A 23,645-nucleotide genomic window follows, 5' to 3' on the forward strand; every position below is an offset into this window, starting at 1 on the left:
ATACTTGCAGCGATGCTGACTGGAATCCCATTAAAAGTCTACCATCAATCATGTTGATCGTAGACTTTTAATTCGAAAGATACGTTCTTTATTATAGCAATATTTCTTTACTATTGAAATGTTTTTCAATCAACCCAAAAATATCTTTACATCTATTACAACAGCTACAATAATGCGATAGAAAACTAATCGTTGACAACTAGACTGATCGAAGATTTCTAATCTCATATATTTTTTGCAAGGAATTCAGGTGCATGGATCTGTCTTCGGGGGACTCAGCGAATTTATACCACTCAACAAGCCTGTATCCGAACATAGCAACAATGAGTTCATCGATACAATGATCAGTGATATGAGACACATCTGCGAATTCTGAAAAACCTCTATAGTACGCCGGTACGCATGCCTGATAATATTCAAGCATTCGATCGATATCCGCTTCATCCGCTATTAAACTCGCGATATCCTCTCCCATATACCCCCATCCCGCGGTATCCCAATCGATAAGCACAGTTGTACCGCTTGAAAAGAAGATGTTTTCCACCCAACAATCTCTGTGGCAAAGCACGATGGGTAGCCTTTCAATACGGCTAAAGATTTCTTCCGCATTGTCATCAAAGTCTATGAGCATATTACACAGATGCATTGGAATGTCACAGTCATCGGAGCGGATATAATCATATAATACATTCCAAGACCTGTATCTCAGATAATAGTTTTTTGTAAACTCAACCTTGCTTAAATTAGCTTGATTCTGAAGTACATGCGGTTGTTCCGTGTACATTCTGCCTTGAAATCGCCCTAATTCTTCGGCAACTTTCTCAAACATAGCCAAGGTCAGATCTAAGCCTGAAGTCCCCTCCACATACTCCATCCACAGTTGAATTTCATCTTCATTCATTTCAGCATAATAACACTTAGGCAATCGGATCGAATCGAAAAAAACCTCATTAAAATCAGATACATAGAGATCGTATTCCCTGCGCCATGAATCGGGATCACCATAACGATCAAATTTTTTCTGTGTTTTCCAAACTACCTGATAAGGCAGAATCTCACCATCGCATGATTCAGCCATGCCAGTTACCAATCGAACTGTTCCTATAGTCCCACCCTGCAGCGCTTCTAGTTCATAATCTGCTTGAGTTATTGTCTTACCAAGCATATTACCTACAACAAGCTTCAGTATGTCTTGCTTTATATCATCGTCTCTCATTTTTTGTACCCCCCTTTTTTCCCTTTTTGCTGCATGGCAATGTTTTTTTGCCAAGCCCGTTTATCCCTGAGATAACTTGATTTGTCGTCCACGAATTTGTTTTCCCGTTTTTGTGTAAGGTAATGTTCCCAGTGCTCTTGTGCTAGTGAACCATCTGCAAGAGCGGCAAGAACTGCGCAGCCCGGCTCCGTCAGATGACTGCAGTCATTGAAACGACACTGTGTGAATAACTCCTCCACATCGGTATATGAAGCGCTAATTCCTTCGTCAGCACCGTACAGCCCAAGTTCACGCATACCAGGCGTATCAATAACCATCGCACCAGACGGAAGCATGAACAGCTGCCGATGCGTTGTAGTGTGTCGGCCCCGGCTGTCTGTCTCGCGGATCGCATTGACCTTCATCACATCCTCATTCATCAAGGCGTTCAATAGCGAGGATTTTCCTACGCCTGACATACCGAGGAATACAACGGTTTTTCCGGGTTGTAAATATTCACTTAAGCCGTCCAGACCAATCCCGTTGTGACTGGAAACTGCGTGCACTGGTACATCAGGAGCAATAGTAAGGACCTCTGCTAATGGACTGTCAAGGTCCTGAATTAAGTCAGCTTTGGTTAAGATGACAACAGGCTGGCCGCCGCTTTGACGTGTCTGTGTCAGGTAGCGCATAATTCGACTAACCTTGAAATCCCAGTTAAGGGAAGACACGATAAATACGTAATCAAAATTTGTAGCCACGACCTGCTCCAATATCGTTTTGACATACCCTGCGCCATGTCCTGAATAATCAGCCCGGGAAAATTTTGAACGGCGAGGCAGCAACTTGACAATAAGCGACACGCCGTTTTGATTGGGCTGCAGCCATACAAAATCACCAACGCATGGGAAATCCTCCCGACTCCCTGCAGCGTGGTAGAACGCTCCCTTTAAAACAGCTGTCACTTCTCCTTGCTCGCTAATAACGGTATATTGGTCACGTTGTAGCTCGGTAATCCTTCCAGGAATTAAGCCGTTCGGAGGCTGTTCCACCTCGATATAACCGTATTGTTTCAAATCAATCATTGAATCGATCACTCTCCAAAAATAGATGAGTATAAAAAACCGCGAACAAGCAGCCTCCTAAGAAGCTGCTTGTTCGCGGTTTAAAGCCAAAAGTTGGCTTTAAATCAAAAAAGGATACGACCATCATCGTATCCAGCTTGCATAGACTTATCAGTTGCATTAGGCAATGACCAGTCCCGCTAATAGCAGTATTCACGAAAGGTTACTGTTACGGCATAGCAAATAACAGGGTGATGAGCCAAGCTATATGCAAAAATTGAAACTTACTATGCCCGATATTCGGTTAAGTGGCAACCACCAATACCATGTAAGCAATCATTAAAAACAGCTCCTTTCGAGGAAAACATAATTCACTTCTATATATTTACATATATCCTAGTAGGGATTCAACAGAAAATTTAATTATAATTAAATTTTACCATTCGGATATCTTTCTATCATGCAACGCACACATCTAACAGGACAGAGCAAAAGTTTTTGAATCAAAATCTTTCCCACCCGAATACTGGTCTCAGCATTTTGCGAAGCCAATAAGCGATCAGCGTCCCAGGATTCCATGAACCGGGATTCTGCAGGTACTGCGAGTATTGATCGCTCATAATATAAGTCCAAGTAGAGGTTGGGCTCTTGAGCCCTAGCTCTTCCCATCTCGCGGGATCATTTGAGCCACTAAGCTTATCGAGCATTTCTTTCGTCTCTTTATTAACTTGATTCGGAATTTGTTCGTATGCCTGGATAATTTGCGTATGAAACTCGTCTATCGGATTGCGATCAGTAAGGCTTGACAAGTGGATGCTTTCACGAATATAAGACGCATATGCCAGATGCTCGGCCCAGAACTTGTCCATATAAAAAAGCCGAACACGCTGCTCTGATGGGCTCATCGGTGTCTTGCCTTTCAAAATTCGCAGCCGCTCCTCATACAGTAGACGTCGTTGCTCCTCCACCATATCTGAATAGCCGTTCAGCTCTTGACGGATATGGAAATTTTGCCCCATGATTACGCGCTGAATATGCTCAATTTTGCTGCGGAGCACCGATTCATTGATTGCCTCATCCTGCCTAAGAGCTCGCAATTCTTTAGCCATCCCGAACTTAAGCAACAGCTCGTCCTCCAGACTTACGAAAAAGACAGAAGCTCCCGGGTCACCTTGGCGTCCAGCACGCCCACGCAGTTGGTCGTCTATCCGCACGCTTTGGTGTACATGAGTACCAATCACATATAAGCCGCCAAGCTTAGCGACAGCTTGTGCCTGTGCCGGATTTCCGCCGCCAAGCCGAATGTCAACGCCACGTCCCGCCATGTTCGTGGACACCGTGACAGAACCTATTTCCCCAGCTTTAGCAATGATCTCAGCTTCTTTTTCATCATTCTTTGCATTTAGAATCTGGCAGGGTATGCCTGCTAACTTCAGTGCTTCGGCCAACGCGTCAGATTCGCCGACGCTTGACGTACCGATAAGAATAGGACGTCCCGTTGCATGAGTAGATGAAATTTCTTGGACAATCGCCTTAAACTTGGCTTCTTTATGCGTATATATTCGATGCGGATGATCGATTCGTATATTCGGGCGATTAGGCGGAATTGGCATGACCTGCAGTGCATAGATTTCTTCAAATTCCATTGCGGAAGCAAGCGCAGTTGCGGTCATTCCGCAAATTTTGGGGTACATACTAAGGAAATGCTGGAGCGTAATCGTACCAAGAATGCTCCCACCTGCTTTGAATGGCAGACCTTCTTTGGCAGCAAGAGCAGCCTGCAAGCCGTCTGGCAAATGCCTATTATCCGCCACTCTACCGGTATATTCGTCAACAAGCTCAATTTTACCGTCCCGAACGATGTAATCAACGTCTTTCTTTAATAATAATTCGGCATGCAGTGCACAATTTAACGATGTCAGCAATTGACTATTTTGGCTATCATACAAATTACCGCATCCCAGCAGCTGCTCTGCTTTCGCGGAGCCGGCTTCACTTAAATAAGCATTGCGCTCGAATTCGTCGAACTCGTAATACTCATCTAGCACGAGCTGCTTAGCGACTGCTGCAAAACGTGTGACGTCACCACTATAGGAGCCGAGCTCACCGGCGATGACTAGCGGTACCCGTGCTTCATCGAGCAGCAATGAATCGGCTTCGTCAACGATAACGTAGTGGAAAGGGCGATGCACAGTATCTGCTTCATCTAGTGCGATCGTGTCTCGCAAATAGTCGAATCCCGCTTCTTTAGCCGTAACATAGGTGATATCCGCTGCGTACGCTTCACGTTTATCAGACAAGCTGTTGCCCGCTTGAACTGATTTTACCGTTAAGCCAAGGAAACGATAGATCGGGCCCATCCACTCTGCATCTCGTTTTGCCAAGTAATCATTAAAAGTAAGCACATGAACGCCTTCTCCGGTTAGCGCATTGAGATATGCAGGCATAACGGCAGAGAGCGTTTTCCCTTCACCCGTATGCTGCTCAATCAAAAATCTCTCATGCAAAGCAATCGCGGCCATGATTTGGACGTCATAGGGCACAAGTCCGAGCGTTCTCTTCGCTGCTTCACAAACTAACGCATAGGCATCGATTAACAGCTCGTCCAGCGGCGTTCCTGACTCTGCTTCCTTTTTCAGTCTAAGAGATTCCGATTGCAGCTGTCTATCATCCCATGCTGTGAAATTTCGTTTTCTGATGAGCTTCACTTTATTCCAATAGCTCTTCAGCTTAAGTCGAGTATCGCGTTCTTTAATAGTTTGGATTAACCTGGCAGCTAGCTTCATCGGATCAACTCTCCCTTCGTTTGAAACACGCATTCGTTTTGAAGTAATCAACTGAGCCATGTGATACTATTTCTTCGAGAATGTAATACATATTTTATAGTTTCTTAGCCATTAATATCTCAAGCGGTTCATTCTCTAGAAGTAAGCATCCTACGTCTTTATATCCTAACTTCCTATAAAAATGTTGAGCGCCCTCATTGGCTTGGGTTGAGGTCATAACCTGATTAAACCCTTTATTCTTCATCTTTTCTTCCCAGTGCTCTACTACTTTTTTACCAAAGCCTTGTCCTCGATATTCTTCATCTAGCCACAACATATTCATAAAGGGTAAGTTGTCCCAAAAGTATCCGAACCTCATCCAACCAATTCTAATATTTTCTTCTACCAGAATATAGATTTCTCCATTCTTAATTTTAGACTCCACTAACTGTTCATTAATATGTCGGTCTCTTCCCGTTATAAACTTGTAATCAGATTCAATTGCCTCTATTATCTGCATATTCATCGTTCCTTCAACTATGTACTTTAATACGCCTTGTTTTAATCTTAGACATAGTATAACAGAAATTGGTTTTTTATGATGTGATATTAACTGCCTAAATGGATGTGATTTCATCGTATGTAACGATTATGAAACGTTCCGTCCCTTGATTACGTAAAACAACATCAACAGTATTTAACGAATGGAGGAGTTGTAGTTGCGTCTAATTATAGAAGATATCGTCAAACAATTTGAGGAAAAAAAAGTACTCCAAGGAGCTAGTTATACATTTGAAAAAGGAAACATATATGGGCTTCTAGGACGCAATGGAGTAGGTAAGACGACATTATTTAACTGTCTAAGCGGGGAAATGGCTTTGGATAGTGGACGAGCTTACATAGATGACAATGGTACGGTTAGAGAGCTGAATCACGAGGACATCGGTTATGTCTACTCCCTTCCGATTCTCCCAGAGTTCTTGACAGGCTACGAGTTTGTAAAGTTTTTTATGGATATTAATAAAGCTAATGTGCAGATGGATCGAAGCATTGATGATTACTTCGACATGATGACCATAACAAACGAGGATCGGCACCGACTTATCAAAGGGTATTCACATGGGATGAAGAATAAAATTCAGATGCTGCTATTCTTAATTACAAAGCCGCCTATCATTTTACTCGATGAGCCGCTAACTTCCTTTGATGTCATCGTTGCGCTTGAAATGAAAAATATGCTTAGAGAAATGAAAAGCGATCATATTTTAATTTTCTCGACGCATATTTTGCAGCTTGCCTCTGATCTATGTGACGAGCTGGTCGTTTTGAACAAAGGAAAGCTTTCCTCTGTACCAACTGACTTATTGAAAAGTCCTGAATTTGAACAAAGCATTATAAATCTGTTGAAGGATGAGGCCCATGTTGACAACTCTTAAAACGCTTCTTAACATTCGAACTTCAACCCTAACGAATATCTTTATCTATTACATACAAAAGCTTCCACTCATTGGTAAGCTTGTATCCGATCAAGTTTACGCGAACTTATCTATGAAGAAGAACATTTCGATAATCGCGTTCATTGTAAGCATACTGTGGGGCTTTGCATTACGATTTGCCTATGTTGGAGTGTTTATTTTTTTGCCCGTCGTTGCATTAGGCCAAACCTTCACGACAGCAGAACAGCTTCAACATTTTATTCATATTTTTTTCTTGCTTAGCTTTTTAATCTCGGGGGTTGGGGTTGCTACCATACTGGAGCCAAAACGCGAAAAGTATGTAGCGATAAAATTGATGAGGCTATCGCCTAAAACTTATATGCTAGCTACATTAGGTTATCGTTATTTGACCTTTTTTATTTATTTGTTACCGGCAATGATTCTTTTCTCTACTCTATTAGATGCCTCCGTTCTAGAGGCCATTGTATTCACGCTGTCTTTAACGCTGTGGCGAATTCTAACCGAATATTTGCATCTGAAGCTATTTAATAAAACCGGAATAATCTTAATCAAAAATATGTTGATCGTATGGACGACAATCGGAATTGGTTACGTTATAGCCTACTTACCTCTTCTACTCGATTGGTCACCAGCAACTGCAAGCGTAATCTCAAGCGTACCTGCTTACGCAATATTCATCCTAACGGGACTATTTGCTGCGGTTAAACTTGCACGTTATGCAGATTACAGAGGCGTTGTCGACGCAGCAACGAAGAAGGATGATCCTTTATTAGATATTGGGCGTATGATGACTGAAGCACAAAAAACGAGCGTAGAGTCCAAGGCAGGCGATTATAAAGTAAATGAAATTCAGCCATCGTTTGAATCAAAGCAAGGCTACAATTATCTGAATTCAATCTTCTTCTCTCGTCATCGTAGCTTAATTCGAAAACCGGTTAACATTAGAATTGCAGTGATCTCCATACTTATTGCTGTGGGATTAGGCGTTGTGATTGCACTCCCAGAGCAGAGAGAGTTAGTAACTAGCACTCTTGGAACCATCTACCCGATTCTATTTGCAGTGATGTATTTCTTATCTGTGGGAGAACGAATCAGCAGAGCTATGTTTTACAACTGTGATTTAAGTCTGCTTCGTTATAGTTTCTATCGAAATTCGGCATTTGAACACTTTTGTAACCGACTAATTAAAATTACTGGTCATAATTTGCTCATTGCAGCTACACTCGCTTTAGGGTTGACAGCTATACTGATCGTTGCTGGAGATACATGGGAGATTATAGACTTACTTATGCTATGGGGCTCTATTATCTCTTTATCAGTTTTCTTCTCTGTACATCATTTGTTTATGTATTATATATTCCAGCCATACAGTACGGAGCTTAATATGAAAAACCCGATGTATCAAGTGATTAATCTGGTCATTTCAGCTATTAGCGGAGCATGTCTGTTCCTAAGAGCACCAGCTGAAATCTTTACTCCTGTTGTTGTAATCGCTACAATTGCTTATGTTATCCTTGCGATTGTGCTTGTGAAAAAATATAGTGCACGTACATTCCGTGTGAAATAGCTAGATACAAAAACAAACCGTGCTCAGCACGGTTTGTTTTTGTATGGTATTGCTTGGTAAAAGCTATGCCGTTTTGTCTATTTTGTTCATTCACCAGCGATTTACTAGGCTGCTTTATGCGTCTTTCGCAGTCGAGCCAACGTGAATTTTCTTAAAGAAAAGACTGCTTTACTGTTCCTTTCCCATCCTTCACTTCAATTTCAGCGTATGCGCCATTAATGAACGTCATTTGCGGTGGAACATGACCACAATCAATATCGTAGATAATGGGGATGTTTAATTCCTCATGTAGTTCTCGGTAAATATCTTCAGCTGTATACTGGTCAATTGGTTGATTAGCATCGCTTCTTCCAAAAACAAGACCAGAACAATTATTAAACCAACCTGCTAATTTCATCTGAACCAAAGATCTGCGTAAATCGGTAGTAGACAGCTCGCAATTCTCTAAGTACCATAAGATAGGCTTATTCTTAATGCGATGCTTTTGAAAATATTGTACATCACCGAATGGCGTTCCAATTAAATGTCTGATTACATCTATACATCCACCTAACAAATAACCTTGAACATTTACATCGCTATTTTGGATCGTTTTCCAATAGGTTTGTTCAGTCAAATGAAAAACACATGGTGAAGGATCGGAATGTTTCCATTCCTTTTGAAATTTATCCGATGAATATTGTATGATTGACTCACCCGTTTTAGTGGATAAGACTGGTTGCCACATCGCGGTTGTTTTATCCGAATACTCACCTCTTAAATCAAGCAGATTTGCACCATGAGCCGTTGCAGTACCTGTTTTTAATGTTACGGCTAGTAATAAAACACTTGTATCCGAATAACCCAGAATCCATTTAGACTGAAAATTATCAAAATCAAGGTATTCAAGGATTTCGATTAAAAGTTCACCGCCCCAGGGTGGGATGATTAGCCCGATTTGGTTATCGCTCATCATATTATTCAATTCAGTAGCACGTACTTGGGCTGGAGAAGACTTAGCCTTATGTTGAGTCCAAATCGTTTCTCCACAAACTATATTAAAGCCTCGCATCTTCATTCGTTCTAGTGAGTGTCTCAGCAAGTTGTGTAATTCGGCATTTACTCCAGATGAGGGCGCTGTGACGCCAATTGTTGTTCCTTCTTTTAGATACGGGTATCTAATCACTTAAATCAGCTCCAATGTAATGACCGTTTAGTTAAACGTCATCCAAGCGGTTTTGCCTAACACCTCAAAGTCTTGCTTGAACCAAAAATTCTGCGATTTATCGATCGAATATACATACATCCGTTTGTTGGGATATTGCTCCTTTAGCCAATTGACGAAATGCTTTGCATATCTCTTCCCTTCAAAATCCTTCAAGATATCGAGCGCTTCAATAAAAACATAGTTTTTACTATTTTTGATCTCAATATAGAAATCTTTTTGTAAATACTTTTCATCTTCACTGAAATAATACTTCTCCGCTTTTTGAATCAATTCCTTAGGCGTAGACAGCTCCCAAATCACGCCATACCCTGCTAATTCACCATCTACCTCAATAAGGTGAATATAAGCTGGTAAATCAGAAAGCGGCTTTTGCGAAAGCTCATTGGCATGATATGTATCATGAATGCTTGCAAGCATCGCTTGAATGTCTTGATTAAACGCCTTTGCTGTAATGGTTATCATGGCGGTCCCCTTTTTGTCTATAATGCGTACTTGTTATCTGGTTCATTTACGTTAAATGGATTCGTTCATTGTAATACAATTCGTTTATAAAATCGACTATGCCTGAGCTAATGCATATCAGGCTTACTTGTTCGTTATAGTGAAATCTCAATTCCATCTTCAAAGATCACTTTTATCGTGAAGGTATAACTGCCGTTTCGGAACATCTCCCAATGCTCACTGAGCTCATCTTTTGTAAATGTCTTTGCTACGTTATATATTTCATAGGGCTGGTCACTTTCTCCGACTTCCTCCCCATATTGAGCGGCGTACTCATCGAACGTCATAATCGGATCAATATATCCAGCAGCTAAAGCTACTTTGTATTTATCCTCCAGCTCTGCACTATAAACGGATCCTGTTGAAGCTTCACTTGTGAATTCTTGGATTAAATTTTGCTGGTCATCCCTTGCCTCTATGATAACCTCTGCAATTTCTGTTCCTTCTACTAGTTCCCGTGTAGTTCTGAAGCTATATCGATACTCTAATTCGTCTGCTGTAGATGAAGTGCCTGAGCCTAGACCTTGAATACGCTCGGCGTATATCTCATTATATAAATGGACTGCCATATCGCTAATATTCAACTTTTTAGTTGCTCCGTCGTTTGTTTTTTCGTAAATTTCCATCTCGTAGTTTTTATCTAGCGCGAGGTTAACGATACTTCGATACGTTAAGCCTTCTAGTCTTTCAAATTCGACTTGAACGCTATTCGTACCACCAAGCTCCTTAAGCTCACCTATAAGCTTACTGTTTGGGCTGCTCTCGTTTATGACAAGCTCAAATTCTACATCCCCTCGTTTTTCTGCTGGGTCCATATTCAACACACTGTGCTTGAAACCATCGATTGGATTAATGCTGTTGTTAATGAGATTTTCGATTGAGCCTAATAAGTGATTTCCTTGATTGATCACTTGATGCGTCAAATTCACATATTGGCTAGATTGTGTGTCCTTTAGTTCTCTTATTTCCTTTAAGATGCTCTGACCAAAGTAAATTACGACCGCGATATTCACGACTAGTAACAAAACAGCTATCTTTTTTATGTTCTCCATAGCTCCTCCTCATTGCTTTTTAAGTATAAGTATAACAAATGTTGGATTATTTAGGGTTTTATTTCTCCATTGCAGCATTACATGTATGAACCTGTCTTATTTTGCCGTTCTAACGTATAATAGAAGCTTATAACAATAGCTTTCAATGTAGAAAAGGATGTATGCTAATGAGTCTATTTATATATACGTACGGCTATCGGCCAGAGGAAACGGAATTGTTTCATTTAGAAACTAGAGCTTTCTTCGGAGAGGATACTTCACAACCATTTATGATTAGTCCAATTGAGATTCATCCAGATCGAAGCCCCTTTATGCGTGAGCGCTTAGAGGTTCTTTTCGAGGGGGATAACCTTTCTGACATACTAGAGCAGGCTGAGCATTTAGATGTCATGAATCAATCATTTAAAGTGATCTATATCAAAACAAACGACCTAACAGCTACCAGTAAAATTGACTATCACGAACAACGAGATATTGAGCGTCAGCTTGGAATGGCGATTGATGGTGAAGCTGATATGCGCACGCCAGATCTTGAGTTTGGCATTATTACGCTAGGGGGACAATGGTACTTTGGCCATTATAAAAAAAGCAAGGCAATTTGGCTCGATCATATGCATAAACCAAAAAGCTATTCGATTGCTTTAAGCACCAGAGTTGCCAGAGCTGTTGCCAATATTGCTGTTCCAGATGCCGATGATATTACTGTAATTGATCCATGCTGCGGAATTGGTACGGTGTTAGTTGAAGCGTTATCGATGAATGTAGATATTGTCGGAAGGGATATCAATCATTTCGTTGTACGTGGCACTCGGGAGAATTTAAAGCACTTTAATATGCAGACGGATGTTGTCTGCGGCGATATTTCCGAAGTTGATAAGCATTATAATGTAGCGATACTTGATATGCCATACAATCACTTTTCTCATGCAACTGTAGAGAATCAATTTTACTTGTTGGAACATGCTAGAAGAATCGCAGATAAGGTGGTTATTGTATCGGTGGGCGATATTGATCCTATGCTGCAGCAGGTTGGACTTACAATAGTCGACCGATGCACGACTCGCAAAGGGAACTTTGTCCGTCAAATCATCGTCTGTACGTAAGCTCTGCTATTTCATTAGCTAACAATTTACATCGTAAGGAGTTCTCAAAATGATCATTCGAGAAATAACGAAACAAGACAATGCTGTAATGAAGAAAATTATTCAAGATTCTTTAAAGTCGCTTGGGTTAGCCATTCCAGGCACTGCCTATTATGATCCTCAGCTTAGTGACCTGCATCATTACTATAATCAATTCAAGCACGCGGGCTACTGGGTTGTTGAAATGGATAACGAAGTGGTTGGTGGCGTTGGTATTGCTCCATTTAACGAGCAAGAACAAATTTGTGAGCTGCAAAAGCTATATCTCGTTCCATCCGTACAAGGTTTCGGAATATCCAATCAATTGATGGAAATCGCATTGTCATTTGCCTCTCAACATTATGCCAAGTGTTATCTTGAAACAAAGCATGAATTAATTGCCGCTTGTAAGCTTTATGAAAAATTCGGATTTGTTCGTTTACCAAAGCCACTACCTGGATCAGAGCATTCTGCAATGAATGCATGGTATATGAAAGACTTGCGTTGATTCTGCGTATTTATTTACTAAAAAGTATAAGGGGATAGATTCTGGTACCTTTATACTTTTTAGTTTCTCACGAAAATTATAGCCGTATTTATGCAAGAGACTGCCTAGAGTATATCATGAATATAGCTGGTGGATCAGGAAGGTTTTACTCTCTTTATAGTTTTCCCTATGACCTTCCTAGCCTCTCCCTCCGTTCCTGTATCTCCTGGTTTTACTGCAAAAAACGTGAGTAGGCCGCCAATTAAGCCAAGACCGGCCATGGTGCCAAATAACACCCAATGTCCTCCGACCATTAATAGTGAGACCACAGGAGGACCTAAGGTGACACCGATAAACCGCATGCTGCTGTACAAAGATGTAATGGTCCCTCGATTATCCTTCTCGATGCTTCTTGTAATTAAAGCATCCATTGACGGTAGTACAATTCCAACGCCAATTCCGCTCAACGTTAAAAAGCCTACCATGAAATATAGCTCCTTCGAAAACCCAGTAATCAGCATAGCCCCTCCTACAAGTACCATACCTCCGAAGCCGAGCCTTTTCATACGTACCTTATTATCGCCAATAATTTTACCGCTTATATAGGAAGCAATACATAAAGCTGCAAGTGGAATCGCTAAAACAAACCCTTTTGTGGCGCCATAAAGGTTGTATTTCGATTCGAGCACTTCGGACAAATAAAACAATACTCCAAACGTAACAAACATACAGATGCCACCGATAGCAAAAATAGTATACAGCCAACGTCCTTTTTCCTTTAAGATAGCCTTAATCTCTGTTAAGAACTTTCTGATGTTTTTAGCGTCACTTTTCACTTTTTTATCAGGATTTTTAACGCTAAATAAAACAAGGAAAAACGAAATCAAACAAAGAACGGGAATTGCAACAAATGGTGTATACCAACTGAGCAGACCAAGATAAGCACCTAATATTGGACTAAGCACCTTCCCTAATGTATTAGATGTTTCTATGACCCCTAATCCTTTACTGACCTCTTTCTCATCCTTAAACAAATCACCGATAAGCGGAATTACAATGGGGAATGCTCCAGCAGCTCCGACTCCTTGCAATAATCTACCTGCCAAAATAACGTAATAGGTTGTTGTGCTTTTCAAAAACCATGCTGCGACTACACACACTGCGCCCCCTGCAGCAGTTATAATGAGACATGGTAAGATTATCTTTTTTCGACCAAAACGGTCCGATAGATAACCTGCTACTGGGATCATCACAATAGCAATTGCCCCATATACGGTGATGATCATACTCACTTGAAACGCACTAATGTTCAGTTGTTTAGCAAGTTGAGGCAACACCGGGATTAGCATCGAATTTCCGAGTGTCATGATGAGTGGAATAGACGCAAGTGCAAAGAGAGCCCCTTTTTGACTCTTCATAAATGACCCACCTTTAACATTCATATATGCTGATATTGTAAAGAGATTAAGCTAATTTATACACTCATTTGAATTTAGCTTAAAACGAAAAGCAGCTATGAATGACAATAAGAATCTGGGCATACTACTGAGTAGCATTTACACAGGAGGATTTTCATGAAAAGGAAGCATAAAGCTAAAAAAAATACCTCCGCTAATGAGAACAAGCTCAGCTGGTGGCAGTTATCTCTTCTAGGGGTCGCGTGTACCATTGGTACAGGATATTTTTTAGGTTCAGGATTAGCGATTCATATAGGTGGACCAGCTGTGTTAATTTCATTTATTGTAGCGGCCACAGGAACTTACCTGGTTTTTGACGCCCTGTCGCAAATGACCTCGGAGCAACCACTAGAAGGGTCATTCCGTTCGTACGCTAAAAAGGCCTATGGCGGCTGGGCGGGATTCAGCAGCGGCTGGGCCTACTGGACGTCAGAATTATTAATTATGGGCAGTCAATTAACGGCATTGTCTTTATTTTCGCGGTTTTGGTTTCCCAATATTCCTATGTGGATACTAGCCTCCATTTTTGCGGTCCTCGGATTAGCAATTATTATTATAGGAACAAAAGCCTTTGATCGTATGGAGAACATATTTGCAATTATTAAATCGTCCGCGATCGTCATATTTATAGTGATTGCTGTATTAGCGCTATGTGGGTTACTCGGTCAAGGAAAATCAAAGCCTGCATTTCCTTTCGAGAGCTTTTTTGAGAAAGGGATAATGGGAATATGGTCTTCTCTACTGTTTGCCTTTTACGCTTTTGGCGGTATTGAAATTATGGGGATTATGGCGATGAGGTTAAAAGAGCCGAAAGATGCACCGAAAGCGGGAAAAGTAATGCTTGGCACGCTAGCAGTCATTTACGTATGCTCCCTTATACTTACACTCTTCTTAATCTCGTGGAAAAAGTTGAATACGAGTGAAAGTCCATTTATGCAGGCTTTGAACCAATATCCATTACGTTTCGTACCGCATATATTTATCGGGATCCTAATCATTGCAGGCTTCTCCACGATGGTCGCTTCGCTATTCGCTATAACGAGTATGCTTGTTACATTAGCCGAGGATAAGGATGCTCCTACTCTTTTTGCTAAGAAAGTTAAAAATCGTCCCTTGCTTGCAATCGGCTTGACGTCAGTAGGACTGATCGTGTCGATTATTTTTGCGATGCTTCTTCCTGGGAAAATTTATGAATATTTCACAACAGCCGCAGGCTTAATGTTAGTTTACAATTGGATGTTTATTCTTGTTACCTCAGGTGTGATATTAAAATTGAATACGTTAGGAAAAACAAAGCGGATTATGGGAATAGTTATTCTGGGGATTGCTGTAACCGGTTCGTTATTCCACCATACAAGTAGACCCGGTTTTTTTGTAAGCTTAGGTTTTCTTTGTGTGATCGCGGTGATTACTTGGCTGATGCGAAAGAAATGGACCAAACACAATCCCGCAACATAAAAATTACTTGAAAAAAAGAAGATCGATGGCTTGATAACCGAAAAATATTCCAATTCCAATGAGGGATAAGCCGGAACAAATAGAGATGCCTTTCAGAATACGCGGTGTGAATAGCTTTCGAGCATAACTAGCGATGCCAGCCATAGCAATATCCCATAAGAATATTCCGAATATAATGGCAAAGCTGTATAAAACGAGCTGTTCAACATCATATTGCGAAGCTGTTTTTGCAAGCACGGATCCATAAATGCCAAGCCAAAACAATATCGTCATCGGGTTAGTGAGCGAAATTAAAAAGCCAGAAGTAAACGACTTTAATCGGGTTTCTCCGTTATTGCTTTTATTTTCTATCGTTTGTGAGATGCCCATTAGGCTTTCTACACCCGTATAAATTAAAACAAAGCTGCCAAATAACCATAGAAATGCCTGCATAAAAGGAATGTTGATAAAATGTACGATACCCATGTAAACCATCAGCATATACAGGATATCTGCTGTCATTGCACCTAACCCGATCATCCATGAATGCCAAAACCCTTTTTTTATGCCTGCATCCAATTGTGCAGCATTAATCGGACCAATTGGTGCAGATAGTGATATGCCTAAAAAAACATAACCCAATAGTAAACCCATTACCCACTCTCCCCTTCATATTCGCATTAACGTTGCATGCTTGTACCATCCTATTCAGCTAATCTGAAAAATATGAAACGGTAACACACCAAATTCGAGCGCAATAGAAAAACTGCACCCCAAGGTCTAGCAATTGGGGTGCAGTCCATTCATTGAAATCGTTAATTGAATCGCAATAGTTCAGTTTTTAATCAGTTTCTGTCAACAGTTAGTAGTTGCTTATCTCGAAAAAGGTACATCCTGCATTTTTACTGCGATTGTGGGACATCCATCAACGGCATCAAGCAAATCAATGATATGCTCGGCGTCTTCAATTGGCGTAATCCCCCGGTTATTGTCTTCCATGTAGTGTACTTCTGCATACCCCTCAACATCGAATTTAAAAATATGTGGTGCTACGGCCACGCATCCGCCACAGCCAATGCATCTGTCCTTCTCTATCAATACATATTTGCTCATCGTTACTCCTCCTTGCTGGATTATAAATACAAATGGGTTGTTCATATGGCTACAATGAATTAGAAAAACATGATGAGCACTCTAGATGTATCATGTAGGTACACTTCCTATTATTGCAGGCTATTCTATTGATTGACTATTATTTTTTTGCAAAAATTATTAATAGATTATACTAACTTTCTAGCACTCGACTTTGGTCGAGGACTGCTACCTCCCCAAGTCTGTTCCAAAAATAAGGAAGTTTGGTTACAATAAAGCTAAGTATTTATGAGGAGCGATAGAGAATGAATTACGAGCAAAAGGTTCGGAAGGAAATTGCTGATTGGGAACAGAAAATGTTCAAATCTCCTGGGTGGCTGGAAAAAACATCGAAAACGATTAGCACGCGTATCAATCAAGTGATTCCTGCAAAGGTACATACCGTTATTACTACAACGATACGCTCAATTGTGCGCACGGCACTGTTCGGTGCTGAATATACACCAAGCCGTCAGGTGCAGCGTAACCGCGAACTGGAGCCAGCAGATGAAGAGGCAAAAGAGCTGTTTTCCCAGTACCAAAAAATCGCCGTTGCTGAAGGTGCTGGGACGGGAGCTGGCGGCATTATGCTAAGCATGGTTGATTTCCCAGCCTTAATTGCGATTAAGATGAAGTATTTGTTCGAGCTGGCACATGTTTACGGCTATGACACCAAACAATTCTCAGAGAGGGTATTCATACTTAAAGTATTCCAGATGACGTTCTCAGGCCCGGAAAGCCGAAGCAAGCTGCTCTCCTCTATCAAGCATTGGCATCTTGAGAAGGAACAGTGGCTTTCGGATACTGAATACTACCGCGATATGGACTGGGAGACGTTTCAGATTGAGTATCGTGATACGCTTGATTTCAAAAAGATGCTGCAGATGCTGCCTGGAATCGGGGCTCTCGCTGGCGCATGGGCCAACTATACCATTCTTGAGGATCTACGCGAATTTGCGATGAACGCCTATCGTATGCGCAGATTACATGATGATGCGGTGAAGTGAATTGATATTAAGAATCTAATACTAACGAATGAAAACAGGGAGAGTGCTCAGTCTTCGCTGAACCCCCTCCCTGTTCAATGCTATAAATTTATACACTATATATCTGATCGAGGACCTGCTCCGAAGTACCTGTACAGTATAGGGTTACAGTTAGCGGCGTCTCGGAAGAATCCTTGAATTGGATACTCCCGCTTGCTTCTCCTGTACTGCGAATCTGCCCATCTGAAGTAGTAAGACGAATCGTGTTACAGTTCGATACCTTCCACTTCAAGTAATAATCGTAGCTGCCATCAGAACGACGACTGCTTCTACTGTACGACAGATAATCGACTTTAAGAAAATCTGTAATCGTAATCGTTAACGATTTTTGAATAAGTTTATCTATTCCCATACAGCTAAGCGTATACGTAGTTGTCGCGCTAGTTGGTAGAACAGAGATTGAGTTGCCCATAACTCTCCCGATCCCTTGATTCAAGTACATTCCATCCGCATCGCTTACGTCATAGGATAAGAGCACACGACGACCAAAAAGCGTCTTATTGTCCTGACAATCCGAAGTAAACGTAGTTATAACGGGTTGATCCACATAGATTGTGACTGTTTCAGATATTTGCACTTCCTTGCCAAAAGCATATAAGCGAACGGTTGTATCTGTAAAGATCTCCATCTCAAAACTTCCGACGCTCTCTACGACAAGGTCTCCCGGAGTAAGCACGCACTGTACAGCATCCCCTGCAATTGCCCATTCAAGCTTAATGGTATCACCTACAGCAACTCTAGTCCGATTGGATTCAAAATTCAATATGTTTAGCTCTGATCTTTTTTTGAAAAAAGCTAGATAGTCAGTCCCATCCTTACTGGTTTCAGACTCGGAAGACTGCTTGTATAAGTTATCCTCCCCATTATCACTCAGCATTGGAATGTTCGTAAATCGTACTGCTACATAGACCATCTTCTCCAGTTCCCCAAACGAGACAACATTGTTAATACTAAAGTAGAGCTTTTCTCTTGACTCCAGATCATAATCGTTAAGCGGGTATAGTTTGAAATAGATCCCATACTGCTTATCATAGGCTTGCTCAACCCCCCAGTTATATGGAGCATAACAGGTCATTTGACGCGCCCATTCCTCTGTTGTCAGATATGCCTCACCATTGCCGATAGGGAAATACACGTAGACGACCGAAATTTGATCCTGTTCCACATCGATATCAGGAATATGGGCTCCGACTGGCAGATTATTAATGAAGGAAGCCGTGTCGATACAACTAACATTAACGACTTCAACATCAAGTGAATTAGGAATGATGATATCCTTGCCTTGCTTGTGCTCACTAAGCAGAATCCATTTTTCACCTTTAACGTTGGCTTGTATCCAGCGGTCCATTACATAACCTCCCCATCAAGCATGAGCAGAGGATACTGACTTCCATCTCGTTTCGTACATTGGAGCCTTGCTCCAAATAGAGGCTTTGCGGATACATACTCAAATGATCCCGAATAAACGCTTGAAGCGTCGCGCCAGACATAGCCGTCCTCACTAATCTGAAATAGAACCCCCTTCACCTCTTGTGTACGCCATTCCCACTTCGAGTAAACATACTGAGCATACGTCCTTATCCTGCTTCTAAATTCCTGCGGTTTGTCTAATGTGAGGCCTTGCAGATTAAGAGCGCTATACTCCGTATAAATATAACCCTCAGCACGTAAAGCAACTTGAGGCTTTTTAGGCATTTGAATGCTAAGTTTGCCGGTTCTGTCGACGGATTGACTTCCTTGATCTAAAATAAGCTGTTGATTCTCGCTATACTGCACGCTCCAGCTTACTTGTTTATTGATCGATTCATAGAACAGCTGCTGGATATTAGGAGGCCGTACATATAGATTTACAACAGCAGTCGTTTCTAATCCATTTCCTTTCAAACCTAGGCGATATTCCATGTCGCGAGCTACTTTAAGCTCGACCGAAGGTGCTGGGATAGACCAGATATCGATTTCCCCAGGAGTGATTCTTCCTTCCTTTGCCCCGCTGATTTGCCATTGAATACGTGTTGTTTCATTAGCGCTAGCTGTAGTTTGCTGTGTGAAGTATCGATTAATTTGAGGAACAGCAAGCTTTTTCTGGACGGGAAATACCTTAATGACATCATCAATCCCAACAACATTCTTAATATCGACATAAACGTATGTTAATCCTACAGGGGCATAGGACTGAATGTTTTTGCACTTGAAATAAACGCTAAACAACGTATCTATTATTTTCTGATTGTAGCAGCTAATTACAAAGCTAATATGTCTGTCCTCAACAATCCCTTCCGCTACTGACCAGTCCCCTGACTCTGTTTCAAAATTAATTAGCTTTCCTCGTTCTTCATCTATGAAGTCTCCTTGTGCGGTACCGTACGGAAAATAAAAACGAATATAAGATGTCTCGGTTACAGGTTCACGGTTTTGCAGCTTCTTAAGAATGTTTTCGGCTGTTAGCATCTGTGGGTTGTTAAATACAATAGGATTGACACGGTCAGGATTCAGGAGCTGAAAGGTCAATTCGCTCTTTACAGGGTTATCTCGCTCCAGAATCGCATGGTCGTTCACACTGATTTGATTATGATCCACATCAAGCAAATATCGAAAGTTATTAAGCATCTGTTTCATCGTCCCCTCTTACATTCAACTTCAACCAGCCTTCGACTGCACGAAAAGGAGACTTGGCGAGAAAAGCATTTCCATTCGATGGCTGGAGGTTTTTTGTTTCTATCCATGCCTCTGCCCATGCCTCTGCGTCGCTTGGCGTAATAAAGCTCCATTCACGGTTAGGAAGCTTCGTTAAGGGCATCACAATGTTTTCTTCTCCTACAAGCAACGGACCGACATACAGGGTTAGAAAAAGTCGATTCAGTGCGGATTCGATGCGATCTTGTGGGATGCGCTGCACTGAAACAGGCAGCATTCCGCTGATAAGATGCATACTCGCAAGAGGGTCCATAATGATAGATACAGTTGTTCCATCGGATTGTTCATCGGCAGAGATGTCAACTTGATTGTTGCGATACAGGTAATCCGAAGCATGATCTGAAGGTGCAAAGGCGCTATTGAAGTGCTTATATCCGGATACACCATCCTGCTTGAAAAAACCGATCACTCCGTCACCCAGATGATGTTGTTCTCCGATCCATAGTGGCATTTCAAACTGCTTAATTGAGATGTCTGGTACTGGGGCTGGTTGTTTGGTATTGCTGTCGATCGCTTTATAACGGTCAGGCGGTCCAGCTTGCACCAATTTGATATTGGCTTTAGTTAAGACGAGCGGTTTTCCTGCGTACAGACTTAAACCGCCTGCACTTGGCGATTCATGCGCGTGGACATCCCACAGAGCAGAGTCAATTAACTGTAGAAATGGGGTGAGCACATCCTCATGCTCATGGCTGCGTCGCAGGATTTCACTCAAAAAAGCCTTCATCTCTGGATTCATCGATTCAGGAAGATCCGCCGAGTACAGATTGGCTGTATGGGAAGAGTTCTGGCTCGTTAATGGCACGTCGGGTGAGCCTGGCGCATTTCTCCACTGTACAGCATCTCCATCGTAGGCAGTGACGATTAAGCTTCCAAGCATGTTACCTTCCTCATCGTAAATGAGCAGGCTCTGATCAGCATGATTTGGAATAAGCCATCCACATATCGGAGAATCGGGTAGATTAAAGTCACAATAGTTATGTCCCCTTCCCTGAAACCAGTTGAATTCGAGTCTGGTTGGCTGAATGAAGCGAGGTGGGAGCATAATTAGCTTACCAATCGGATCGCTTGATGTTCTCAAATTTTCAGCGATGGCATACTTGGTTGCAGTAATTTCTTGAAATTGCCCAAAGGTATCGATTAACCTCAGTTGGTCGAACTTGAAGAATCCTCCTCTTAACGGCGAAAAGAACGTGTTGAACAAGGGCTTTTCCATCTCAAATTCACCTAATGAAAGACGTACTTGAGCAGCCAGCTCCGCACTCCCTTTTTGCAGTACAAAAACAGGAAACCGCAGTGTCTGTTGACTCATTGCGAATCTAGCATTAAATCCATCCAATGACTGCGACAAGTAATCTAGCTCATGCAACGCTCCGATTGCTTGAGTAAGCTCCACTCCAATCTGCTTAACGGTCATCGCCTGCAGCTGCTGTGCAATATGAGGGGTTAACAGAATTTTGCCCTCCATCACAACAGCCTCCGCGGTATCGATGGTGCTGTCGAATTTGTAATCTACTCCGTCGAATGTCCAGTGGCTTAACTTAGGTGCACGACCAATCAGCTCTTTATCGGGATAGTAGAGGCCTCTCCAAGAGAGAAGCACAGGGTTCCATGGAGCCGTCCAGTGATTTAGAAACAGGGGATCGGGAAACCTCTCTCCAGGTTTTACTAATCCGCTATCCATACTGTTCTGAAGTTGATGAATGTCTGCAAGGAGTTGCTTTTTTTCAGCTTCAGTGAATGGCAACAAACCTAACTGCTCTCCAACAATTGCTGCAATCCGCTCTGCACTGTTCTTACAAAATAATACAGCTTCAAGCAGTAGTTCAGCATAGTTTCCCTTGATTACTGTCTCTTGCAAGAGTAGATTAGCGTGGATGATAACAGAATGATCAATGCCTCTCAGTGTAAAATCAAACCGCAGCTCCTGTACACTCTCCTGTGGCAGTCTGCATAATAATCGGTTTTCGTCATATGCAGAGGATTGAGTTTCGAATAGTGCTCCTCGTTTAGAGCCTGACAGCAGTAAAACTGGAGAATTCGGTTCATAGTATCGCTCTCCTGCATTCTGCTTTAACTCATAATGTTCGCTAATAGCGTGAGTCAGTTGCTGCTCAAGCAATCGAAGACGATCCTGAAGCTCCTTTAGCTCCATTTCTTCTTGCTGTAGAGCAAGGATCTCGGCTTCTAACTCCTGCTGGTATCTCTCTGCTAGCTTTTTCGCTTCTTTTATTTCAAATGGATCTGTCACTTGCACCTTGATCATATATTTGCACCAGAGGTCGTAGACAGCTGAGCGCTTGGCTTGGATAGAAAACTGCTTACGATACTGCTCATTCATGCCTTCTTGCAATTGACGGAATTGTGTTTGGTCATCATCAGAGAGTTCAGGAATATCCGCATACTCTTTATCTGTGATCTTACTCTGAAGCTTGTATTCGTGCTGCTCGGCATATAATTGAAAACGCCTGTCATGTTCTGTATAGTCAGTATGATAGATTCCGTTCAAATTCAATAGTTTATGACTTTGATCATGCAGAAGAACACGCATCAGTCTCTCATTCGATCGATTTTTCACAGCATGCAATGCCGAGACTGCCTCTGCAGATGTGTTTCCAACAGCCAGTTCTGGCATAGTTAACTGCTTGTTAATAAAAGTACCATTATAATCGATTTGGTCATTCTCCCAGTCCAGACTCGTAACAACGCCATGTAGAGCGATGGAAGCTGGATAACTCAAAGCTTTCGGCGCCTCCCAGCCCAATTGCTCCCTGCACATATGGGCAGATGTTACAAGCGGCAGCTCATTATCGTAAAAGCCTCTAACGACATAGCTGATCGACACGTTCTGCATCCGCGCACCAGCTTCGTCCGTCAAATCATCATAAAAGCCAAATACATTGCGATGATACGGGTACATTGCAGAAAATGCGGGATTGCCTGGTCCTATTGCATGAAATGGTACTAGTCTCTCAAGCGGTTCATGGATAATGGCTTCATATGGATATGATCGTCCTAATATCCGATAAGGCCATTGAAGATCATCCAGCTTCGGAAACGTCAGACTTCCTTCATTTCCTAGTTCCGGGCTGCTCCTTTTTTCAAGGGCATCACTCTCGACAATCCAATACTTGCTATGTAAGGAATCCGGTTGTTCCACTGACGCCCATATGCGTGTAACGATCCATCGATTGGGCACGCTAGGAAATTCAGGAGCATCGTGTTCGTTATTCTGCTGCCCCTGTCTTAAGGCCTCAGGCAGCGTCCAATGTAAGTGAATGCCTGGTTTTTCTTCTGTTTTTTCATTCATAATGCCTGAAGGCACGTAGTCACCTAATGGATTCAAGGTGATTCGGGAATAGTCATCTGGAATATTGGCAAATACAGTAGGAACAGGACTTTTGCCTACCATCATTGCTTCAACTCTCATCGGGACACATAGAATATGATTATTGGTCACAGCT

The 23,645-nt window shown here is 41.9% G+C and carries 19 protein-coding genes; 6 read left to right on the forward strand and 13 right to left on the reverse strand.

Annotation, left to right across the window (positions count from 1 at the left end; genetic code table 11):
- Positions 1-199 precede the first annotated feature (199 nt).
- The 4 genes from ACFP56_RS05210 to ACFP56_RS05225 form a co-directional block, all read right to left on the reverse strand.
- Positions 200-1,216 carry an aminoglycoside phosphotransferase family protein gene (locus ACFP56_RS05210; RefSeq protein WP_379231925.1) on the reverse strand — a complete coding sequence of 339 codons (1,017 nt, stop codon included), beginning with the start codon at positions 1,214-1,216 and terminating at the stop codon, positions 200-202.
- On the reverse strand, positions 1,213-2,292 hold the full coding sequence (gene rsgA / locus ACFP56_RS05215; RefSeq protein WP_379231927.1) for a ribosome small subunit-dependent GTPase A: 1,080 nt from the start codon (positions 2,290-2,292) through the stop codon (positions 1,213-1,215). Before rsgA ends, ACFP56_RS05210 begins: the two co-directional genes overlap by 4 nt.
- A 470-nt stretch (positions 2,293-2,762) precedes the next feature.
- Complete coding sequence (locus ACFP56_RS05220; RefSeq protein ID WP_379231930.1) at positions 2,763-5,045, reverse strand: preprotein translocase subunit SecA; 2,283 nt, start codon at positions 5,043-5,045, stop codon at positions 2,763-2,765.
- Positions 5,046-5,139: 94 nt separating this feature from the next.
- Complete coding sequence (locus tag ACFP56_RS05225) at positions 5,140-5,544, reverse strand: GNAT family N-acetyltransferase (RefSeq protein ID WP_379233263.1); 405 nt, start codon at positions 5,542-5,544, stop codon at positions 5,140-5,142.
- A gap of 199 nt (positions 5,545-5,743) precedes the next feature.
- Here ACFP56_RS05225 and ACFP56_RS05230 point away from each other — a divergent pair, with 199 nt between their 5' ends.
- Both ACFP56_RS05230 and ACFP56_RS05235 read left to right on the forward strand, forming a co-directional pair.
- Positions 5,744-6,460 carry an ABC transporter ATP-binding protein gene (locus ACFP56_RS05230; RefSeq protein ID WP_379231932.1) on the forward strand — a complete coding sequence of 239 codons (717 nt, stop codon included), beginning with the start codon at positions 5,744-5,746 and terminating at the stop codon, positions 6,458-6,460.
- The gene (locus ACFP56_RS05235) at positions 6,444-8,048 is read left to right on the forward strand and encodes a hypothetical protein (RefSeq protein ID WP_379231934.1); all 1,605 of its coding nucleotides are present in this window, start codon (positions 6,444-6,446) and stop codon (positions 8,046-8,048) included. The genes ACFP56_RS05230 and ACFP56_RS05235 overlap by 17 nt, the downstream gene beginning before the upstream one ends.
- 151 nt (positions 8,049-8,199) lie before the next feature.
- Here the strand turns inward: ACFP56_RS05235 and ACFP56_RS05240 are convergent, their stop codons facing one another.
- From ACFP56_RS05240 to ACFP56_RS05250, 3 genes are all read right to left on the reverse strand, one after another.
- A complete protein-coding gene (locus ACFP56_RS05240) occupies positions 8,200-9,213 on the reverse strand; it encodes a S66 family peptidase (RefSeq protein WP_379231936.1) in 1,014 nt (337 codons plus the stop codon).
- A gap of 27 nt (positions 9,214-9,240) precedes the next feature.
- Positions 9,241-9,717 carry a GNAT family N-acetyltransferase gene (locus tag ACFP56_RS05245; RefSeq protein ID WP_379231938.1) on the reverse strand — a complete coding sequence of 159 codons (477 nt, stop codon included), beginning with the start codon at positions 9,715-9,717 and terminating at the stop codon, positions 9,241-9,243.
- 134 nt (positions 9,718-9,851) lie between these two features.
- Entirely contained in the window at positions 9,852-10,808 is a 957-nt protein-coding gene (locus ACFP56_RS05250; RefSeq protein WP_379231940.1) for a hypothetical protein, read from the reverse strand.
- A gap of 167 nt (positions 10,809-10,975) precedes the next feature.
- On the opposite strand from ACFP56_RS05250, the gene ACFP56_RS05255 reads away from it, so the two are divergent.
- Together ACFP56_RS05255 and ACFP56_RS05260 are read left to right on the forward strand one after the other, a co-directional pair.
- Entirely contained in the window at positions 10,976-11,911 is a 936-nt protein-coding gene (locus ACFP56_RS05255) for a TRM11 family SAM-dependent methyltransferase (RefSeq protein ID WP_379231942.1), read from the forward strand.
- Positions 11,912-11,960: 49 nt separating this feature from the next.
- Positions 11,961-12,437, forward strand: coding sequence for a GNAT family N-acetyltransferase (locus ACFP56_RS05260; protein ID WP_379231944.1), 477 nt, complete (start codon positions 11,961-11,963; stop codon positions 12,435-12,437).
- A gap of 134 nt (positions 12,438-12,571) precedes the next feature.
- Here the strand turns inward: ACFP56_RS05260 and ACFP56_RS05265 are convergent, their stop codons facing one another.
- Positions 12,572-13,834 carry an MFS transporter gene (locus tag ACFP56_RS05265; protein WP_379231947.1) on the reverse strand — a complete coding sequence of 421 codons (1,263 nt, stop codon included), beginning with the start codon at positions 13,832-13,834 and terminating at the stop codon, positions 12,572-12,574.
- Between the two features lie 156 nt (positions 13,835-13,990).
- Between ACFP56_RS05265 and ACFP56_RS05270 the strand changes: the two genes are divergently transcribed.
- Entirely contained in the window at positions 13,991-15,331 is a 1,341-nt protein-coding gene (locus tag ACFP56_RS05270; protein ID WP_379231949.1) for an amino acid permease, read from the forward strand.
- Positions 15,332-15,334: 3 nt separating this feature from the next.
- On the opposite strand, the gene ACFP56_RS05275 is transcribed toward ACFP56_RS05270, so the two are convergent.
- Both ACFP56_RS05275 and ACFP56_RS05280 read right to left on the reverse strand, forming a co-directional pair.
- Complete coding sequence (locus ACFP56_RS05275; RefSeq protein ID WP_379231952.1) at positions 15,335-15,964, reverse strand: LysE family transporter; 630 nt, start codon at positions 15,962-15,964, stop codon at positions 15,335-15,337.
- Between the two features lie 219 nt (positions 15,965-16,183).
- On the reverse strand, positions 16,184-16,423 hold the full coding sequence (locus tag ACFP56_RS05280; protein WP_379231954.1) for a ferredoxin: 240 nt from the start codon (positions 16,421-16,423) through the stop codon (positions 16,184-16,186).
- Between the two features lie 284 nt (positions 16,424-16,707).
- On the opposite strand from ACFP56_RS05280, the gene ACFP56_RS05285 reads away from it, so the two are divergent.
- A complete protein-coding gene (locus ACFP56_RS05285; protein WP_379231956.1) occupies positions 16,708-17,448 on the forward strand; it encodes an EcsC family protein in 741 nt (246 codons plus the stop codon).
- Positions 17,449-17,536: 88 nt separating this feature from the next.
- Here ACFP56_RS05285 and ACFP56_RS05290 read toward each other — a convergent pair whose 3' ends face one another.
- The 3 genes from ACFP56_RS05290 to ACFP56_RS05300 are packed head-to-tail and all read right to left on the reverse strand — an operon-like array spanning position 17,537 to position 23,641.
- Positions 17,537-18,835: a hypothetical protein gene (locus ACFP56_RS05290; protein ID WP_379231958.1), complete on the reverse strand. Its 1,299-nt coding sequence runs from the start codon at positions 18,833-18,835 to the stop codon at positions 17,537-17,539.
- Positions 18,835-20,103: a hypothetical protein gene (locus ACFP56_RS05295; protein ID WP_379231960.1), complete on the reverse strand. Its 1,269-nt coding sequence runs from the start codon at positions 20,101-20,103 to the stop codon at positions 18,835-18,837. Before ACFP56_RS05295 ends, ACFP56_RS05290 begins: the two co-directional genes overlap by 1 nt.
- Positions 20,087-23,641 carry a hypothetical protein gene (locus tag ACFP56_RS05300; protein ID WP_379231962.1) on the reverse strand — a complete coding sequence of 1,185 codons (3,555 nt, stop codon included), beginning with the start codon at positions 23,639-23,641 and terminating at the stop codon, positions 20,087-20,089. Before ACFP56_RS05300 ends, ACFP56_RS05295 begins: the two co-directional genes overlap by 17 nt.
- Between the last annotated feature and the right edge of the window lie 4 nt (positions 23,642-23,645).

The organism is Paenibacillus septentrionalis (genome assembly GCF_042659865.1).
Lineage (GTDB): Bacteria > Bacillota > Bacilli > Paenibacillales > Paenibacillaceae > Pristimantibacillus > Pristimantibacillus septentrionalis.

What these genes read in the sequence shown, in the direction of transcription:
- ACFP56_RS05210 (WP_379231925.1), bottom strand. Translation starts at nt 1,216, where the DNA reads ATGAGAGACGATGATATAAAGCAAGACATACTGAAGCTTGTTGTAGGT.
- ACFP56_RS05220 (WP_379231930.1), bottom strand. Translation starts at nt 5,045, where the DNA reads ATGAAGCTAGCTGCCAGGTTAATCCAAACTATTAAAGAACGCGATACT.
- ACFP56_RS05225 (WP_379233263.1), bottom strand. Translation starts at nt 5,544, where the DNA reads ATGCAGATAATAGAGGCAATTGAATCTGATTACAAGTTTATAACGGGA.
- ACFP56_RS05235 (WP_379231934.1), top strand. Translation starts at nt 6,444, where the DNA reads ATGTTGACAACTCTTAAAACGCTTCTTAACATTCGAACTTCAACCCTA.
- ACFP56_RS05245 (WP_379231938.1), bottom strand. Translation starts at nt 9,717, where the DNA reads ATGATAACCATTACAGCAAAGGCGTTTAATCAAGACATTCAAGCGATG.
- ACFP56_RS05250 (WP_379231940.1), bottom strand. Translation starts at nt 10,808, where the DNA reads ATGGAGAACATAAAAAAGATAGCTGTTTTGTTACTAGTCGTGAATATC.
- ACFP56_RS05255 (WP_379231942.1), top strand. Translation starts at nt 10,976, where the DNA reads ATGAGTCTATTTATATATACGTACGGCTATCGGCCAGAGGAAACGGAA.
- ACFP56_RS05260 (WP_379231944.1), top strand. Translation starts at nt 11,961, where the DNA reads ATGATCATTCGAGAAATAACGAAACAAGACAATGCTGTAATGAAGAAA.
- ACFP56_RS05265 (WP_379231947.1), bottom strand. Translation starts at nt 13,834, where the DNA reads ATGAAGAGTCAAAAAGGGGCTCTCTTTGCACTTGCGTCTATTCCACTC.
- ACFP56_RS05270 (WP_379231949.1), top strand. Translation starts at nt 13,991, where the DNA reads ATGAAAAGGAAGCATAAAGCTAAAAAAAATACCTCCGCTAATGAGAAC.
- ACFP56_RS05275 (WP_379231952.1), bottom strand. Translation starts at nt 15,964, where the DNA reads ATGGGTTTACTATTGGGTTATGTTTTTTTAGGCATATCACTATCTGCA.
- ACFP56_RS05280 (WP_379231954.1), bottom strand. Translation starts at nt 16,423, where the DNA reads ATGAGCAAATATGTATTGATAGAGAAGGACAGATGCATTGGCTGTGGC.
- ACFP56_RS05285 (WP_379231956.1), top strand. Translation starts at nt 16,708, where the DNA reads ATGAATTACGAGCAAAAGGTTCGGAAGGAAATTGCTGATTGGGAACAG.
- ACFP56_RS05290 (WP_379231958.1), bottom strand. Translation starts at nt 18,835, where the DNA reads ATGGACCGCTGGATACAAGCCAACGTTAAAGGTGAAAAATGGATTCTG.
- ACFP56_RS05295 (WP_379231960.1), bottom strand. Translation starts at nt 20,103, where the DNA reads ATGAAACAGATGCTTAATAACTTTCGATATTTGCTTGATGTGGATCAT.